This is a genomic window from Moraxella sp. CTOTU48841 (assembly GCF_032061225.1).
Lineage (GTDB): Bacteria > Pseudomonadota > Gammaproteobacteria > Pseudomonadales > Moraxellaceae > Faucicola > Faucicola cinerea.
In genome coordinates this window covers 224854-242082 of sequence record NZ_DAMBFQ010000003.1, presented here as the reverse complement: position 1 = coordinate 242082, position 17229 = coordinate 224854, and the positions used below count along the sequence as shown (strand labels likewise).

At 44.5% G+C, this 17229-nt stretch carries 18 protein-coding genes; 11 read left to right on the top strand and 7 right to left on the bottom strand.

The genetic code is table 11. The annotated features are described in order from the left end of the window. Positions 1-202 precede the first annotated feature (202 nt). From aciT to hemJ, 5 genes are all read left to right on the top strand, one after another. The gene (gene aciT / locus RT034_RS05565; protein WP_313014732.1) at positions 203-649 is read left to right on the top strand and encodes an AciT family ciprofloxacin tolerance protein; all 447 of its coding nucleotides are present in this window, start codon (positions 203-205) and stop codon (positions 647-649) included. A 338-nt stretch (positions 650-987) separates the two neighbouring features. After that, complete coding sequence (locus tag RT034_RS05560) at positions 988-2403, top strand: hypothetical protein (RefSeq protein WP_313014729.1); 1416 nt, start codon at positions 988-990, stop codon at positions 2401-2403. Between the two features lie 163 nt (positions 2404-2566). After that, on the top strand, positions 2567-3586 hold the full coding sequence (gene bioB, locus RT034_RS05555) for a biotin synthase BioB (protein WP_313014774.1): 1020 nt from the start codon (positions 2567-2569) through the stop codon (positions 3584-3586). A 72-nt stretch (positions 3587-3658) separates the two neighbouring features. Then, entirely contained in the window at positions 3659-4810 is a 1152-nt protein-coding gene (locus RT034_RS05550; RefSeq protein ID WP_313014724.1) for an aminotransferase class I/II-fold pyridoxal phosphate-dependent enzyme, read from the top strand. Positions 4811-4901: 91 nt separating this feature from the next. Then, a complete protein-coding gene (gene hemJ / locus RT034_RS05545) occupies positions 4902-5345 on the top strand; it encodes a protoporphyrinogen oxidase HemJ (RefSeq protein ID WP_313014722.1) in 444 nt (147 codons plus the stop codon). A gap of 25 nt (positions 5346-5370) precedes the next feature. Here hemJ and RT034_RS05540 read toward each other — a convergent pair whose 3' ends face one another. From RT034_RS05540 to ppnP, 5 genes are all read right to left on the bottom strand, one after another. Then, positions 5371-6081, bottom strand: a complete 711-nt coding sequence (locus tag RT034_RS05540) for an exonuclease domain-containing protein (protein WP_313014717.1) — start codon at positions 6079-6081, stop codon at positions 5371-5373. A 219-nt stretch (positions 6082-6300) separates the two neighbouring features. Further along, positions 6301-7698: a TrkH family potassium uptake protein gene (locus tag RT034_RS05535; RefSeq protein WP_313014710.1), complete on the bottom strand. Its 1398-nt coding sequence runs from the start codon at positions 7696-7698 to the stop codon at positions 6301-6303. A 37-nt stretch (positions 7699-7735) separates the two neighbouring features. Then, positions 7736-8395: a potassium channel family protein gene (locus RT034_RS05530; RefSeq protein ID WP_313014706.1), complete on the bottom strand. Its 660-nt coding sequence runs from the start codon at positions 8393-8395 to the stop codon at positions 7736-7738. A gap of 75 nt (positions 8396-8470) precedes the next feature. Next, a complete protein-coding gene (rlmB, locus tag RT034_RS05525; RefSeq protein WP_313014702.1) occupies positions 8471-9247 on the bottom strand; it encodes a 23S rRNA (guanosine(2251)-2'-O)-methyltransferase RlmB in 777 nt (258 codons plus the stop codon). A gap of 61 nt (positions 9248-9308) precedes the next feature. After that, positions 9309-9647 (bottom strand): pyrimidine/purine nucleoside phosphorylase, encoded by a 339-nt coding sequence (gene ppnP, locus RT034_RS05520; protein ID WP_313014700.1) that lies wholly within the window; start codon positions 9645-9647, stop codon positions 9309-9311. 577 nt (positions 9648-10224) lie between these two features. Between ppnP and recN the strand changes: the two genes are divergently transcribed. From recN to xerD, 6 genes are all read left to right on the top strand, one after another. Beyond that, the gene (recN, locus tag RT034_RS05515; RefSeq protein WP_313014696.1) at positions 10225-11931 is read left to right on the top strand and encodes a DNA repair protein RecN; all 1707 of its coding nucleotides are present in this window, start codon (positions 10225-10227) and stop codon (positions 11929-11931) included. A gap of 99 nt (positions 11932-12030) precedes the next feature. After that, the gene (locus RT034_RS05510; RefSeq protein ID WP_007115043.1) at positions 12031-12597 is read left to right on the top strand and encodes a YqgE/AlgH family protein; all 567 of its coding nucleotides are present in this window, start codon (positions 12031-12033) and stop codon (positions 12595-12597) included. Then, a complete protein-coding gene (gene ruvX / locus RT034_RS05505) occupies positions 12590-13075 on the top strand; it encodes a Holliday junction resolvase RuvX (protein WP_313014691.1) in 486 nt (161 codons plus the stop codon). The genes RT034_RS05510 and ruvX overlap by 8 nt, the downstream gene beginning before the upstream one ends. Further along, complete coding sequence (locus RT034_RS05500; protein WP_313014687.1) at positions 13072-13524, top strand: hypothetical protein; 453 nt, start codon at positions 13072-13074, stop codon at positions 13522-13524. The genes ruvX and RT034_RS05500 overlap by 4 nt, the downstream gene beginning before the upstream one ends. Continuing rightward, the gene (gene tusA / locus RT034_RS05495; protein WP_219299542.1) at positions 13517-13789 is read left to right on the top strand and encodes a sulfurtransferase TusA; all 273 of its coding nucleotides are present in this window, start codon (positions 13517-13519) and stop codon (positions 13787-13789) included. The genes RT034_RS05500 and tusA overlap by 8 nt, the downstream gene beginning before the upstream one ends. Before the next feature lie 36 nt (positions 13790-13825). After that, positions 13826-14770 carry a site-specific tyrosine recombinase XerD gene (xerD, locus tag RT034_RS05490; RefSeq protein WP_313014677.1) on the top strand — a complete coding sequence of 315 codons (945 nt, stop codon included), beginning with the start codon at positions 13826-13828 and terminating at the stop codon, positions 14768-14770. A gap of 44 nt (positions 14771-14814) precedes the next feature. Here the strand turns inward: xerD and RT034_RS05485 are convergent, their stop codons facing one another. Both RT034_RS05485 and mraY read right to left on the bottom strand, forming a co-directional pair. Continuing rightward, positions 14815-15711 carry a putative RNA methyltransferase gene (locus RT034_RS05485; RefSeq protein WP_313014668.1) on the bottom strand — a complete coding sequence of 299 codons (897 nt, stop codon included), beginning with the start codon at positions 15709-15711 and terminating at the stop codon, positions 14815-14817. Between the two features lie 324 nt (positions 15712-16035). Beyond that, on the bottom strand, positions 16036-17154 hold the full coding sequence (gene mraY, locus RT034_RS05480; protein ID WP_050324892.1) for a phospho-N-acetylmuramoyl-pentapeptide-transferase: 1119 nt from the start codon (positions 17152-17154) through the stop codon (positions 16036-16038). Positions 17155-17229: the final 75 nt, after the last annotated feature.

Genomic DNA, 17229 nt, shown 5'->3' with positions numbered 1-17229 from the left:
TTTCGACGATTGATTGTTAGCTTTTTTTATGCCGTTTTAGCTTTTTTAATCGCTTTTTTTGAGATAAATCCGCCAAATTTGATACGTCATCCATTGTCGTTTTAGTTGGGTTTTGACTTTTAATTTTCATCTTTTAGCGCCATAATAACCTACACAAGCTTTTACTTAATTTATGTTAAGTATTTGTTTTTAATAACTTTTCATGAGGTCAACCATGCTTATTTCGGCAAGTCTATTATTAGCTGCTACGTCGTTAACTTCTAATTGGTTGTTTTTAATCGTTCTAGTGACTGTCGGTATGCTAGCGATTGCGTTTACCCCTTACCGTTTTGTATTGGGCTATTTTATGTTAGGTATGGTGTACTGGATTTCGGTAGAAGGGCTGCATTGGGCAGTGGTTACGCTGTCATCATTGACGGGCACGGATGCGTATGTGGCGGCAATTGGCTTATCGATGATTCCGATTGTGATAGCGTTAAATGGAAAACCCAAGTTCAACAAAACCGCAAGTCAAGCTACTACCAACCAAACCATGTTAAAAAGTAGTGTTCAAATGAGTGCCGGTCACCGTCCTGTGGTATTAGAAAAAGATACCGATTTTCATCAAAATTTTGTTCGTCATGCCGCGGTGTTTGACTCAAAAAACTAATAACAACCTCGCCACCTTATCGCTATAGCAAGTTATTTAACCCATCATGTTGATGGGTTTTTTATGCGCTTTAGCTTGATAAAAGGTAAAAGATTCGCTGTCTAACGTCGCTCAAATACACAAATCAAACGCTTTGATTACAAAAAATGATACTGGTATGTTAAACATTACTGTAACTTGGCATGGATGACCTTATAATATATTGTATAACAAAGCTATTAAATCCTTTGTAGTAGCGAATTATAATCTCTTTGAAGTGAATGACTTAATTATTATCATTTATTAAAAGACCTTGCGCATTGCAATATCTATAAAATCTATAATTTTGGAGAGTACCTATGTTATCTCAATTAACCCAAATCAAATCAGATCCCCTTGACGTATTATTGTTTGCCGTTGGCTTGCGTTTAACCCAACTTGCCAAAACAGGCGATGACAAATTTAAAGGTTTATTAGAAAACCGTAATTTTACTATTCAACTCGGCAGCGACGCGGAACAAACGTCACGCTATTATGAGATTAATAACGGTACTTTTAGCCAACATGCAGGTCCAGCCAAAGAGCCAACATTGACGATTACGTTTAAAGACTCAATGACGGGTGTGAAATTGCTCACTAAAGGTGAAGCGACGGCATTTATGACAGGCATCCAAAATGGTGACTTAAAAATGTCCGGTGATTATTCACTGCTGATGTGGTTTAACCAAATCGCAAAGTTTATTGTGCCAAAAGTACCTGAGCCACTTAAACCTGTGGTTGAACAAGCAAAACCATTAATTGAAAAAGCCACGCCTTTTGCCAAAGAACTTTGCAGTAAAGCCCTAGCAATGCTTGGAGGCGCGAGCGCAGGTAAAGCTTCTGGCAGCAGCAAATACTTTAATGAAGCAAACACCAAAGATGTCAATGCTGACAGCGAGACACAAGCGAGCAAATTAGACACCCTTAAGGCGAAAGCGGCTGAAATCAAAGATGACGCGGTGGAAAAATTTGATGAGCTAAAAACCGAAGCCAAAGAAAAAATCGATGCGCTCAAAGAAGATGCGAGTGAAAAATTAGCGGATATTAAAGACACCGCTAATGAAAAACTTGGCGAAACCAAAGAAAAATTGGATGAGGTTAAAGCACAAGCGGCTGATAAAATTGACGACACTAAAGAAACTGCCACTGAAAAGCTTGATGAAGCAAAAACAGCCAAAGATGATAAACTTGCGGATGCTAAAACCAAGCTTGAAGACGTCAAAGACCAAGCGGCTGAAAAATTAGCCGATGTTAAAAGCTTTGCGGGTGAAAAACTAGATGATGCTAAATCAAAGGTTGAAGAATTAAAAACCCAAGCCGATGACAAACTAGATGCATTAAACGAAGAAGCCAAAGAAAAAGTGAGCGAGGCAAAAGATAAAGTTGAACAAGCTAAGCAAACGCTGACCGACGAAACAGCCAGTGATTCTGATGCATCCGATAACAAAGCTATCGAAGAGAAGTATGAAGCGGCTAAAGATACTATTAACGCTAAAGATAGTACCGCTAAAGATAGTACGGCAGATGATGATAGCATCCGTCCTGACAACGTGTTTGCCAAATCAGCGGATAATGAGAACTTAACGCCTGCACTGCGTAAATCGGCTGAAATTGAGGCAAAGCATGCATCTGATGAGGTCATTGCCGACAATGTCAAAACTAGCGCAGTCAGTGATGATAAATCACCTATCACCAATATTTCCATTACTCGTGGTGATAGCTCTCAAGACAAATAAGCCATTGTCATTAAATGATAAAAAACAATCACTTTAGGTGGTTGTTTTTTTTTGGTATGATGAGACACCTTTTATTATTTTAAGCTTTGTTTTAATTAGGATTATAGCTGTCATGGCAGACTTATTAGCAATTCAACAATCACAACAACCTATTGGCACCACAATGACCACCCAAAGCCGCCCAACTCGCGAGCAAATCCAAGCTTGGTTTGAACTACCTTTGATGGATTTACTGTTGCTCGCGCAAAACAAACTTCGCGAACACTTTCCACCCAATGCGGTACAAGTCAGTACCCTGCTATCAATAAAAACAGGCAATTGTCCTGAAGATTGCGGCTATTGCTCACAGTCAGGGCACCATAGCACCGACTTACAACCTGAAAAGAAAATCGAAGTACAAAAAGCGATTATCGAGGCCAAAAAAGCCAAAGCCGCTGGCTCTAGCCGTTTTTGTATGGGTGCGGCATGGAAACACCCAAACGATAGAGATATGCCCTATGTGGTTGAGCTGATTAAAGAAGTCAAAGCATTGGGGTTAGAAACTTGTATGACGCTTGGCATGTTATCCGGTAACCAAGCGCAAGTACTTGCTGAAGCGGGACTGGATTACTACAACCATAACCTTGATACCTCACGCGAGTACTATAACCATATCGTCTCCACCCGTAGTTATGATGACCGTCTAACTACCCTTGACCATGTGCGTCAAGCAGGCATTAATATTTGCTCAGGTGGTATCATCGGTATGGGTGAAAGTCGTGATGACCGCATCAACCTGCTAACAGAACTGGCTAATCTGCCAAAACTCCCTGAATCAGTACCAATCAATATGCTAGTACCCATTGAAGGCACGCCAATTGCAGATCAGCTGCAAGGCACGCGCTTGCCTGTGCTTGAGTGGATTCGCACCATTGCTGTCACGCGCCTTGCTTGCCCAACCAGCTATGTGCGTATTGCCGCAGGTCGTGAAGGCTTAACCGATGCCGAGCAAGCCATGCTATTTATGGCAGGTGCCAATTCTTTCTTTTATGGGAATCGTTTATTGACCACAGATAATGCTACCACCAATCATGATGATCAGTTGATTGCCGATTTAGGGTTGACGGTTGAAAAAGCCGAGCCTCGACAAATCCCGGTGACCAATGCGATGAATGGTCGCATCGGGAGTTTGGCTGTCGTTTAATAGCCCAACAAACCGCCGAAGTGGCGGTTTTTTCTTAGATGCTTTAACGATGCTTTAACAGAGTTCAACAGTATGTTAGCCAATTTTGCCCTTCAATCAGCCCTTGATGAACAGCGCCAAAAAGACCTGTATCGTCAACTGACGCCCATTAGTCAAGGCGTGACGCCCACCATTGACATACATGGCAAAACTTACGTCAACTTTGCCAGCAATGATTATTTGGGACTTGCCACCGACCCGCAACTCATACAAGCGTTTAGCCAAGCTGCAAAAACCATCCAGCAAGTGGGTAGTGGCGCGTCGCACCTGATTACGGGGCATACGCTTTGGCATGAACAATTGGATACCACCCTTGCCCAATTGACAGGCTATGAACGGGCGTTAACTTTTAGCACAGGGTATATGGCAAATGTCGGTGTGATTCAAGCGTTGTGTGGTAAAGATAGCGTGATTTTTAGCGATAAGCTCAATCATGCCTCGATTGTCGATGGGGCAATCCTTAGCCGTGCCAAAGTCATGCGTTTTGGGCATCGCAATTATAGCCAATTAGAACAGCTACTTTCGCAAAATAGCGCTAAGCAAAAACTGATTGTCACTGATCATATTTTTAGTATGGATGGTACCATTGCGGATTTGGATGCGCTGCATGCGTTAGCTACTCGTTATGAATGTGCCTTGATGGTAGATGATGCCCACGGTTTTGGTTTGCCCTATCAGGCTTATAAAAAAGCCCAACCACAAGCAGATATCTATATCGGCACCTTTGGTAAAGCGATAGGCACCAGTGGCGCATTTGTCGCAGGTTCGAGTGAGTTGATTGACTATGTGACCAATTTTGCCCGTTCATTTATTTATACCACGGCGATGCCCCCTGTGCTTGCCAGCGTGACTAAAACTAGCATAGCCATGTCGCACACCGATACTTTGCGCAGCGATCAATTACTTGCCAATATCAAACAGCTCAGTCAAGGGCTATTGCAGCAAAATTGGCAAGTAGGTATTGATAATCAAATACCGACCACAGCCATTATTCCTGTGGTCATTGGCAATAATGACAGAACCCTGCAGCTTGCCAACGCGTTAAAATCTCGCGGTTTTTGGGTGTCTGCCATCCGTCCACCCACGGTGCCGGTAGGCACAGCACGTCTACGCTTTTGCGTAAGCGCTCGTCATAGCGAACAACAAATCTCGGATTTACTTGCTGTCATGCAGACTTTAAAATAACGGCTATTTGCAGTCTTTTTTAGGGCAAGTTTATTTAGAGTAAGCTGATTTAGGGTAAGCTTGTGTAGTTGCGTCATCATCGGGGTAAGCAATGACAGAATATTTTTTATGGTTTAAAGCCTGGCATGTGATTTCATTGGTGTGTTGGTTTGCCGCGATTTTTTATCTACCACGCTTGTTTGTGTATCATGCCATGAGTGCCGATAAAATCAGTCAAGAGCGATTTGCATTGATGGAGCGTAAACTGTATCGCGGCATCATGACACCTGCGATGATTGCCACTTGGATTTTTGGCTTGTGTATGCTGCTGCCCAATTGGGACAGTTATAAAACCCAAGTCTGGCTACATATCAAGCTAGCCTGCGTCATTGGGTTGACGGTATATCATATAGCTTGTGGTCGATTTCGCTTAAAACTGATTGATAACCCTAACTATAAAACCCATATTTTTTGGCGGTGGTTTAATGAGGTGCCTGTGTTTATTTTAGTCGCTGTGGTGATTTTGGTGATTGTTAAACCGCAATTTGGCGCGTAATCATTTTAGTATTTCATGGATTCAATCATAGAAGATTGCCATGATTGCCTGCGCTATTTTCGGTGAGCGCAAGGTGTAAATACGGGTCAAGGTCAGCTTGTTTGAGCAGCCAATCAACATAATCAGGGGGCAAGTCTTTAATGGCAACCCCTTTATGTTTGCCAAAGCGCATTACCGTGGGTTTTCGGGCATGTTCACTGGCTTGATACAGCTGTGCCATATCGGTGATGTGATGCTGATAGCAGATAGCTTTTAAGACCAAAAAGGTAAACCAAATGTCGTATTTGGCACCATGCGCGAATTTGATATTTTTTTTGGCAACCTGCGGCTCAAAAAAACACAGTAGCGCACCCAAACTATGGCTATCTAACTGCGGGAAAAAATGCCGCGCCAGTGCCAAAGTGCAAATACGCTTAATGTTTGATAAATCACAGTCAGCATTGGTGAGTACGTCAGCATCAAAGTCGATATTGTGCCCAATGAGATACTTGCAGTCTTTTGGTAACTCAAAATCAGTATGCGGCGGCTTGTCTGCCACATCGTCGTCAAAAATTCCTGTGATGGCTTGGCTGCCCAAAGTAATTTTTTTGTGTGGGTTAAAGCGCTGCTCAAAGGCGCTGTGGGTCTGTAGTATCAGCTCGCCTGCTGGACTAAACACCACGCCAATGTAGGCAATTTCGGTCGCATGTGGCTCAACCAATCCATGCGCTTCTGTATCTAAAATATAACTACTCATAACCTTAAGACTTACTAAATCGCTCAATTCACCCGTTGTAGACAATCATCATACACGATTTGGCGATAGCTTCGTTAGGTTTTCAGTATCTTGAGTTTTCGCTATCCTAGGTTTTAAGTATCTTATTCTCAGTATCTTGGGTACACCAACCGCTGTCTAAAGGTTTTGCTTGGTATTTGCCACTTCGCCAACCCTGTTAAATTAGCCAGCTTAACCAACTTAACCAACAAGGGTATGGGTCTCAGGATAACGAATACGGGTTGGTTTAGGGGTGGCGATAAAATACGCCAAGGTTAACGGTCCAAGACGCCCCATATACATCATAAACATAATCACCCATTGCCCAGGCTCACTCAATGTCGGGGTGAAATTTCGCGATAACCCGACGGTTGACGATGCCGATATCACTTCAAATAAAATATCAACCAAATGCCCTTCTGGCTCACATATCGCTAAAATAAACGCCGCTAAAGCAATCATCAAAATCGAGGTGCTCATCACCGCAAACGATTTTTTTACCAAGTGATCAGAGATAGCACGATGGAAAATCGTCACTTGCGGGTGCTGACGCAAATATGCCCTAGTCGATGCTAGGATAACCACAAACGTGCCGATTTTGATACCGCCACCTGTGGACATTGAGCCTGCGCCAATAAACATCAATATAAAGGTCAATAACGTACTGGCATCTGTCACTTGGCTATAATCAATATTATTGAAGCCTGCAGTACGTGACGTCACCGCCATAAACCAAGATGCAAACCACTGCCCAGCTTCGCTCAATCCGCCAATCGTTTTGGCGTTATGACGTTCAAGTAACCAATACCCCATACAACCAATGATATTGAGCGCTAGCGTGCCCAAAACCATGACCTTGGTGTGCAGGGTAAATTTTTGCCAGCGCTTGTGTTTGATGATATCTAAAATCACCAAAAACCCGATACCACCCGTGATAATCAGCAAGCTTATGATAAAGCTAATCATCGGCTGGTGCACATAGGCAGTCATATTGTTGCCGTTTAGTGCAAAACCTGCATTGTTAAATGCTGAGATACACAGAAAAAACGCTTCATACATCGCATCTTTTAGCCCTTTTAGCGGTGCTAAAAATAGCGTTAACCCTAAAAAACCCAAGCTCTCGGTGATAAAGGCAATTTTGATTACCGCTTTGGCTGTACTGCCAATTTGGTTGCTATGAGTACCCAACGCTTCTTGCGCCGTGATTGAGCCTGATAATCCCATTTTACCTTGCAGACTGGTCAATACCAAAATTGCAAAGGTCATAAAGCCTAGACCGCCAAATTGAATCAGCGCGGCAATCACCAGTTGTCCAAACGTGGTATAGTTAGCGGTATCTACCACATTTAGCCCCGTAACGGTCACCGCAGACGTCGCAGTAAAGGCTGCCGCTAGCATACTAATCGGTTGAATCGTTGCGATTGGCAATGACAGTAAAACCGTACCCATCACAATTAACGCTAAAAACCCCAAGGACAAAATCGCAGGTGAAGACAAATGCAGTCCTTGTTTGGTAGGCGGCTCTAGGTCGTGAGTACTGGATTTTGATTTATCAACAATTTTTGGTTTGTCGCTTTTTTTGACTTCACGAAACGGCATATTTACACCTAATTACTTTTTTTGCGTGAGTGGTGGGTTAAATAGCCGTTTGCCGAATAGCTTTGGCAAGGCGACGTAGCGCTTGGGTATCGCCCCCTACCACCAATTTATCCCCACCTTGAAAGAAAAAGCCATCGGGTAATTGGTTAAAGATTTGCTGGTTGCGTTTTAGCATGATAAAAGTAATATCAGGATGGCTGTGTTGGACATCCGACCACGGGTGCCCTCGCCACTGCTCAGGTGGGTCTAAACGAACCAAAAACTGCTCGTCACCCAACGCCATGTATTGTTTGACCATCGGATAGTTCATTTTTTGGGCAATACGAATGCCCATGTCTTGTTCGGGGTGAATAATATTGTTCACCCCTAAGCTTTGTAGAATTTGGTGATGGGAGTCGGTTTTGGCTTTCACCCATAGGTTTTGTACGTTCAGGCTTAGTAGGTTGAGTGTACATAGCAAGCTGGCTTCAAGGTTATCACCAATGCTGACGAGTACGCCGTCGAAACTTGCAAGGTCAAGCTCTTCTATGGTGTCTTTGTCGGTGGCGTCAGCAATCACGGCACGGGTGACATATTCACTGATGTCATCGACCAGTTTTTCATCAATATCAATCGCTAGGACTTGGTTGCCCAATTTTTCAAGCTCTCTAGCACAGGTAATACCAAAAACACCCAGTCCGATAATGGCAAATTGCATTTTGATTTTTCCTTTCTTAGCCCATTTCTTGAGCAAATTTTTTTAAATCATCAATACAGATAACATATTCTCTTATTATGTGCTAGAACGCTGACGGCTGGCTTCGTACAGCACCATGCCAGTGGCGACACTGACATTTAAGCTTTGGATTTGCCCATGTTCATTGCCGGGCATCGGGATATAAACCAGCTGGTCGCAGGTATCTGCGGTCAAACGGCGAATACCGTCACCTTCTGAGCCCATCACAATCGCCACATCACCTGTCAAATCACAGTCTTGCACGGGCTTTGCCGTGTCATCAAGTGCCGTACCAAACACAAACACCCCTTGTTTTTTGATGTCAGTGAGCGTACGCGCAAGATTAGTGACTTGGATAAAAGGCATTAATTCCACCGCACCGACAGCGACTTTTGCCACGGCTGGGGTGATGCTTGAGCTATGATTTTTGGGAATAATGACAGCTGAGACGCCCATTGCCACAGCGGTACGCAAACACGCGCCAAGGTTGTTCGGGTCGGTGATTTGATCAAGCACCAGTAGTAATAGCGGTTTTCGCTCGGTTTGGTGTTTGTCAACTAGGTATTTGAGATCTGCCTCATCTTGGAGTTCAGCAGGGCGGGCTTGTAATACTACGCCTTGATGCTGCGGACTTTCGGCAAGCTTGGTGAGTTTGTCTTTGGCGCTGATTTGTATCGCAATCCCGTAGGTTTGGGCAAGCTCGGTGATGTTGGCTACCGTGGCATCATCTTGTTTTTTACCGTCTTGAATAAAGAGTGTCAACCCATCGATACCGCGGTGTTGCAAGATGGATTGCACGGCATGAATGCCATAAAAATAACTCGGTTTTGCCATGATTGATGACCCTTTTTTTCGATTTTATATTTGCCTTGCCCCTAGCCTTGTATATTATTCGCTAGCCTTCTAGGTGGCAAATGTACTGCACAATTGCTTCATTACGTAGCTCATAACTGCTATGCCCTTCGACCAAAAACGCTTGACCGGCACGGTAATAAGTAAATTCTTCTTCGCCTGCCAGTTTGACTTCACACTCGCCTGCTAAAATTTCGATACGTTCAGATGAGTCCGTTTTAAATTCATAGGCTGGCACATCGGTATCACAAGGTAGCACGATTCCTAGCATTTTTTTGCGTCCATCTTCAAACCAAACGGTCCGACTAAAGGTACGACCTTCATAGTAAACATTCGCTATTTTTTCTACCGATACATGGTCGAAACGATTAGGTGACGTCATGAGATTCTCCTTAAAATACACAGTCAGTTGACTTGATAACGCTGCCTTATTATAAAGAATTATAAAGATTGGCAGGTCGTTTTGCGGCAACCCGCTTTTTTTAGTCGACAAATGGGTTTTATAATCAAACGCAGTCCGTGACTTGTCGCAATCAGCCAATGCTATTGCCGATAGATTGTTAACGGTTGATAAAAAATTATGTTCCGTTATCCTTATGCAGACGTTGTTTAGAGCAATAGGATAGCATCAAATTTAGTCAACTTTTATGACAATCTATTATAACAATCTATGTTTTATGACAATCGATGAAACCGCCCTCAACTTAACTAGGCGAAGATTGCTAGACACAGATACCCATCAAAGATAGCCAGCTGACGGAAATTTGGATTTTTGCGTTGCTTATTTTGTAATTGTCCCAATTATGCTATTGTTTAGTGTGAAACAGCTAGATGGAATTTTTACTGATTTTTGAAGACTTGTCTAGGATTATTGTGAGCTTTTCATGACCAGGTTACAATAAAGTTTTTGCAAATTTGACCGCCAATGTGCCACTCTTAACGTCAATGATAGGATTGATATGCTGACACAGTTAACCTTACAAAATTTAGCCCTCGTCACCAATGCTGAGGTTGAGATGAATGCTGGATTTAACATTATCACTGGCGAGACAGGTGCTGGTAAATCACTATTGCTTGACGCCTTGACCTTGTGCGTGGGTGGTCGTAGTGACGCAGGTTTGATTCGGCATGGACAGACCACGGCAGACGCTTTTGCAGAATTTAATATCGGTCAATTACCCGAAGTCATGGCATGGCTGGGTGAGCAAAATTACCCATTTGAAGACGATACGCTGCTGATTCGCCGGCAACTTGCTAACCAAAACGGTACGCTTCGTAGTAAAGCTTGGCTCAATGGCATGCCCATTAGTATGAATGAGCTTAAAACCTTGGGTGGGTTACTGGTCAATATTCACAGCCAACATGCCCAGCAAAGTTTGCTACGTCCGCAGTTTGTGATGGAATGGCTTGATAGCGCTACGGGATTAAACAGCCAAGCAAGCGACGTGAAACAAGCGTTTTTGCAGTACGAACGCCTTAAATCACAAGCCGCCCAGCACGCCAAAGACGAGCAATTGCGCCAGCAGCAAATTCAGCTATTGAGCAATCAATTAGCCGATATCGAGCCAATTGCCAGTATCTTATACAGTGAACTTGAAGCTGAATACGATGAATTATCTAACCTTGAAAACCTCATGCAGCAAGCCGCCTTGTCGGTGCAATTACTCGATAATGACAGCGATGAGCCCGATGTGGTAAGCCTGCTTAATCGGGCGATTAAACTGTGTGAAGCGCAGACCGAGCTTAGCCAAACCTATGCTGATTGCGTTGAACAGTTGTATTCAGCACATACCCAAATCGCTGAAGTCGCTAGCACCCTGAGCAATTATGCCGAAGGGCAAAGCCTTGACCCCAAGCGGTTAGCACTACTTGATGAGCAGTTATCGACGTTCCATCGACTGGCGCGTAAATATCACACCACACCTGAAAGCCTTGTTGAAGACAGCCAAGCCTGGCAACAGCAATTAGATGACTTGCAATCGGTGATGTCGCCTGAAGCAATGGCAGAGCAAATTGAACAAGCTTATCAAGCCTACTTGCAAAAAGCCCAAGCATTGGATGACAGTCGCCAAGCCAATGCCACGACGTTAGCTGAAGCGCTAGTCGCACGGTTAAAAGCGTTGGCACTGCCCAATGTGCAAGCGGCATTTGAATTTACCCCACTTGATAAACCGCAAAGTATCGGGTTATCGCAAATTGAACTGCTATTTAGTGCCAATGTCGGTATGCCAATGCAACCGATTCACAAAATCGCCTCAGGCGGTGAATTATCACGGTTAGCCCTTATCATGCAAGTCATTGATGCACAAGGAGTTTGCCGTAATACGACCACCGATATAGCAACGACTACCCGTCAGCTATTGGTATTTGATGAAGTGGATGTGGGTATCAGTGGTGGCACGGCGCAAGTGGTGGGCGAATTACTGCGTGAATTGGGTGAAGAACAACAAATCATTGCTATCACTCACCAATCGCAAGTCGCGGCACAAGCCCATCAGCATATTTTGGTGTACAAGACCCAGCAAGAGAAGGCGCAGTCTCACTTAAAAACCCTGTCGGGCGATGACCAAGTGCAGGAATTAGCGCGGATGTCGGGCGGGGTCAATATCACCGAAGACACGCTCAAACACGCGCGCAGTTTGCTAGCAAGTCGCCGTGTCAGTTAATTTAACATTGCTTGACGCTTTGAATGTTTATCGTTTTTAATGCTTATTGTTTTTAATGTTTGCCGCTCTTAAGTCGCTTTTAATTAGGTATGCCACTGAATGTCAAAAAACCAAAATCTTACCAACCATTTTTTGATAGCCTCACCCAATATTGACGGCGGGATTTTCTATCAATCTTTGGTCTATATTTGCCGTCAAGACCAACAAGGCACGTTAGGGCTGGTAGTTAACAAACCCATCGAAACCAGCAACGTTGCCAAATTGTTTGAAGAATTAAATATTGATGTGACCATCACCGACTTGCACCGAAAATTACCCTTAGATGGAGGTCCCATGAACCCGGAAGTTGGGTTTGTGCTCCATACGGGACAGCCCGATTGGGTATCTTCGTTTGCCATCACCGAAAACGTCTGTATCACCACTAGCAAGGATATTTTACAAAGTATCGCTAATGGCCAAGGCGTTGAGCATTTTGAGCTTTGTTTGGGTCATGCCAGCTGGGGAAAAGGGCAGCTAGAAGAAGAAATCAACCAAGGCGATTGGTTTGTTTTGCCGGCATCAATGGGGCTATTGTTTGATATTGACCATCAGACTCGCTGGCAAGTCGCCGCTCAGCAGTTGGGCGTTGATTTTAACAAACTGAGTACGGATATCGGGCATGCTTAACCTGACTATGGCGCAAGATACCCATCACACCCACACTATCGAAACGGTGATGGGGCTTGATTTTGGCATCGCAAAAATGGGTATCGCCTTGGGCAATACTTTAACCCAGACCGCAAGCCCGTTGATGCAGTTTAAAATGGATAATGGCAAACCCAATTGGAATGAATTACTAAAACTTATCGAGTCATGGCAAGTGAGTACCATCATCATCGGTTTGCCGCTGAATATGGATGGCACTGCATCTGAGCTTAGCAATCGTGCCAAAAAATTTGCTCGTAGGCTCAAACACCAGCTCGAAGAAGCGCATCGACCACGCCCGATTATTTTGGCGGATGAGCGCTTAACTAGCCGTGAAGCCAAAAATTTGGCTTGGGAATATGGTCTAATCAAAAGTGACAAAGAGCCGATTGATAGTATCGCCTCAGCGATTTTGCTTGGCAGTTGGCTTAGAAGTGGCGAAGGAGCGCTGTTATTATGACTCAATTAAATGCGCCTGCTACGCCAACGACCAAAGGCTTTTCTGCCCCTGTTATTGGTTTGATTGAACACGCACAGCGACTCAATAAATGGTCAATTTATCTGGTTTATTTGGCAATTGCGCTATTTTTATTATTTGGTACCCTAAAGAGCTTGTCACAGTTTAAGGACAGTCAAACGATTTATACTTTGTTTCATTGGGTGCCTTACGGACTTGTTGGACTGACCATACCCCTATCCTGCTATGTGGCGTTTATTTTATACCGTTACCGTTTAAGCCAGCCGAGCATGCTTGCGCTGTGTATCGGTATGGGATTTGGCTTGTTTGCCATCAGTAGCTATGTCGCCCTAGCCGCCTGGATTGGGGTGGCGTTTATGTTTAAAGCCAATTTAACCCGTTTTTTTAATTTTATCCAAGAAAGTCGACAAACAGAGACTCAACATGCCTGATGCCAATTACCAACTCGATACCCAAGGGCTGATTTGCCCAGAGCCGATTATGCTGCTGCATAAAACCGTTCGTAAAGCGCAGTCAGGGGAAGTGATTCATGTCATCGCCACTGACCCTGCGACCACGCGCGATATCCCCAATTTTTGTCGTCATTTGGGGCATGAACTTATCGAGCAGCAAGACATCATCAATCCGCAACAACACCAAAACCCTGATCCGTATGCCAATGTGTATCATTACTGGATTAAGAAAAAAGTTGGTTAAAAAAAAGCCCCCTTATCTCGAGATTTCAAGTCATTTATGTCCCAAGTCGCCGCGCGCCAACCGCGCCAAGTCAAAGCCTTACACCTTCATGATGAGCCCAGTTATATTCAGCAGTTTCGCCAAGAATTGCTCACGCGGGGACTTGCCACCAATACGCGCAATGCTTATATTCGTGACTTGATGCTGTGCGAAACCACCTGTAGCAAAGCCATCACCCGTTGGGACGCCAGTGACGTGTTGGCTTGCCTAGCAGCGCTCTATAAACAAGGCAAAACAGCACGCAGCCAAGCGCGTGCCTTATCATCGCTCAAACAGTTTTTCTTATGGCAAATCAACGCCAATCAGCGTGATGACAACCCGTGTGAGCATATCAAGACCCCAAAACTTGGGCGCGCGCTGCCCAAAGATTTATCAGAAAGTGATGTCGACGCCCTACTCGCTAGCCCAGATACATCGACCCCTTTGGGCATGCGTGACCAAGCCATGTTTGAAGTGCTCTATGCGTGCGGGCTACGTGTCTCTGAGCTTATTCATTTATCGTTAAGTGAAGTCAATCTCAATGCTGGCTGGTTACAGGTTACCGGCAAAGGTGATAAGACTCGGCTGGTACCCCTTGGCGAAGTGGCGATTGATGTATTGACCGATTATTTGACCCTGGCGCGACCGCAACTGTGTATCATGAAGAACGGGCGAGAAAGTCGCTGCCAAGCGGTATTTTTGACCCAACAAGGCGGCTACATGACCCGCCAAAACTTTTGGTATGTCATTAAACGCTACGCCAAGCAAGCCGGCATCGACAGCGAAATTTCTCCGCATACCTTACGTCATGCCTTTGCCACCCATTTGCTTAATCACGGCGCTGACTTGCGCAGTGTACAGATGTTATTGGGTCACAGCGATTTATCAACCACCCAAATCTATACCCATGTGGCTACGGCAAGACTGCAACAGCTGCATGAGCAGCATCATCCGCGCGCTTAAGGCTATTTGTAAGGTAAAAAAATAGCCCACTGACGGGCGTTTTTTTACAGACAATTTTTTTGAAACCCATAAATCATAAAATCGGTTGTAAAGCGCATTGACCCTGCTTGCTGGCAACGGTCGATTAAAGCCTCACGTCTGGCTGGCTGCGCCCGAAACGCATAGGGCGTCATCGTCAATAAATCTTTTAACTGCGTAGCGGTAAGCGAAATGGTTGTTTCCACCCGCGTTTGCTTAACCAACGCAAAATACGGTGCTAATTCATCGATAAATTTGTCTGAGTCGTGCGCCACGATTTGTTCAAATAGCCCGTCACGCATCTCAATCAAGTGATTAACGGCGGGCTTGGCAATCACTACAAAGCCCTGGTCGCTGACCAACCGATGAAATTCATCCGCCAAAATCGGGCTAAAAATACTGGTCAATATACTCACAGCCTGACTGGCCAATGGTACTTGCGAAGCAGATGCCACTAAGCAATATTTTTGCGTGGTCGTGCTAATTGGTTTAAGTCGTTTGGCCGTGGCGAGTATGGCAGGTTTGCTGATATCAAGCGCGACTAATTTACTTGGGTTAAGCTGTAAAAATCGCTCAGTGTAATATCCTTCGCCACAGCCAATGTCTAGCCAATTTACTGATTGTTGGGAGGATAATAGCCCTTTGCAAAAGTCATACAGCCCATCTTGTAGCGACTGATAAAACCCCGCTTGCAGAAAACGACGCCGCGCCATAATCGACTCATCACTATCGCCAGGGTTTTTGCTATGCTTATTTTGCACCGGCAGTAGATTCACATACCCTTGTTTGGCGACATCAAAGCCATGTTGCCGCTGCTGCGCATTTTCACCGGTGCATTGCCAAACTTTTTCACCCACCTTTAGCGGACTTTGGCAAATCGGGCAGCGAAAATTTGCAGAAAATGTCGAAGGGAATGCCACCATATAAATATCTCAAAAAAAACCGTTAAAAACCCAAAGCGGATAACCCGCTGTAACTGCGCAACATCAGTCGTCTATCAGACTTTGCAAAATCATAATATCTTCATGCACTTGAGCCATTTTTGGTTGCAGTGCCTCAGGTATTTTTAATGCCAGTGCTGAATCTGCCATCGGATGCTGCTGTGATGTGCCGGTTGATGCAGGGATGGCAAATATAAAAATTATAGCATATTTAATTTTTTGCACATGGGCAAATAAATAAAGACAAAAAAAATGACATCCAAAGATGCCATTTGATGCAAAGCGCCGTTAGCGAACTTAGCAAAGTTAGCGAAGTTTCAACGTCATCAGCCCTAATATAACCAAGACAATGGTAATAATCCAAAAACGGGTAACCACTTGGGTTTCTTTCCAGCCGCCTTCTTCAAAATGGTGATGCAGCGGCGCCATGCGAAATATGCGTTTTTTACGAAGTTTGTAAGAGCCTACTTGTAGCATGACCGATACCGCTTCTGCCACAAATAGACCACCCATGATGAACAGCACAATCTCTTGACGCGTCATCACGGCAATGGTGCCAAGCATCGCGCCTAAGGCTAATGCACCAACATCACCCATAAACACTTGGGCGGGATGGGCATTAAACCATAAAAACCCTAAACCTGCGCCAACCATGGCGCCACATACGACTGTCACATCGCTATTATAAGCAATATAGGGCACGTGGAGATATTCAGCAAAGCGAAAATCCCCTGACACATAAGCAAACACCCCTAAGCCTGCGGCGACCAACACCACAGGAAAAATGGCGAGACCATCCAAACCATCGGTTAAGTTGACTGCATTTGAGGTGCCATTAATCACAAAATAAGTAAAGATAATAAACGCCAAACCTAATGGTACAGCGGAGAAAGGAATTGACACGTTTTTAAATAACGGAATCAGTAAATCTTGCATGGCGTGAGCTGTCGCCACATGCGGCTGCTGACTGGCAATCCAGTACAAGGACACACCAACAAATAAAGCGCCAACCGACAACCAAAAATATTTTTTGCGTGCAATCAAGCCTTTTGGGTCTTTATATTTGATTTTTAGCCAGTCATCTGCCCAGCCCACCGCGCCAAAAATCACCAAGACCACCATCAAAATCCATACGTAGGGATTGGTTAGATTCGCCCACAGTAGCGTGGTTACCAAAATACTGCCTAAAATTAAAATCCCGCCCATGGTGGGTGTGCCTGTTTTGGCAAGGTGACTCTGTGGACCATCGTTACGAATGGCTTGTCCATATTTGAGCGCACGCAGCCGTTCAATGACGCGTCCACCAAAAACCATACTGATACCCAGCGCAGTCAGCACCGCTAATAAAACGCGTAAGGTCAGCGATGACACAGCCGAAAATGGGGAATAAAACTGGCTTAGCCATTCAAATAACCACAATAGCACGAGTGGACTCCTTAGGGAATATCGGGTAAAACAGGGATGCAATGTCCCTATTATGATCATGATGAAATAAATGAA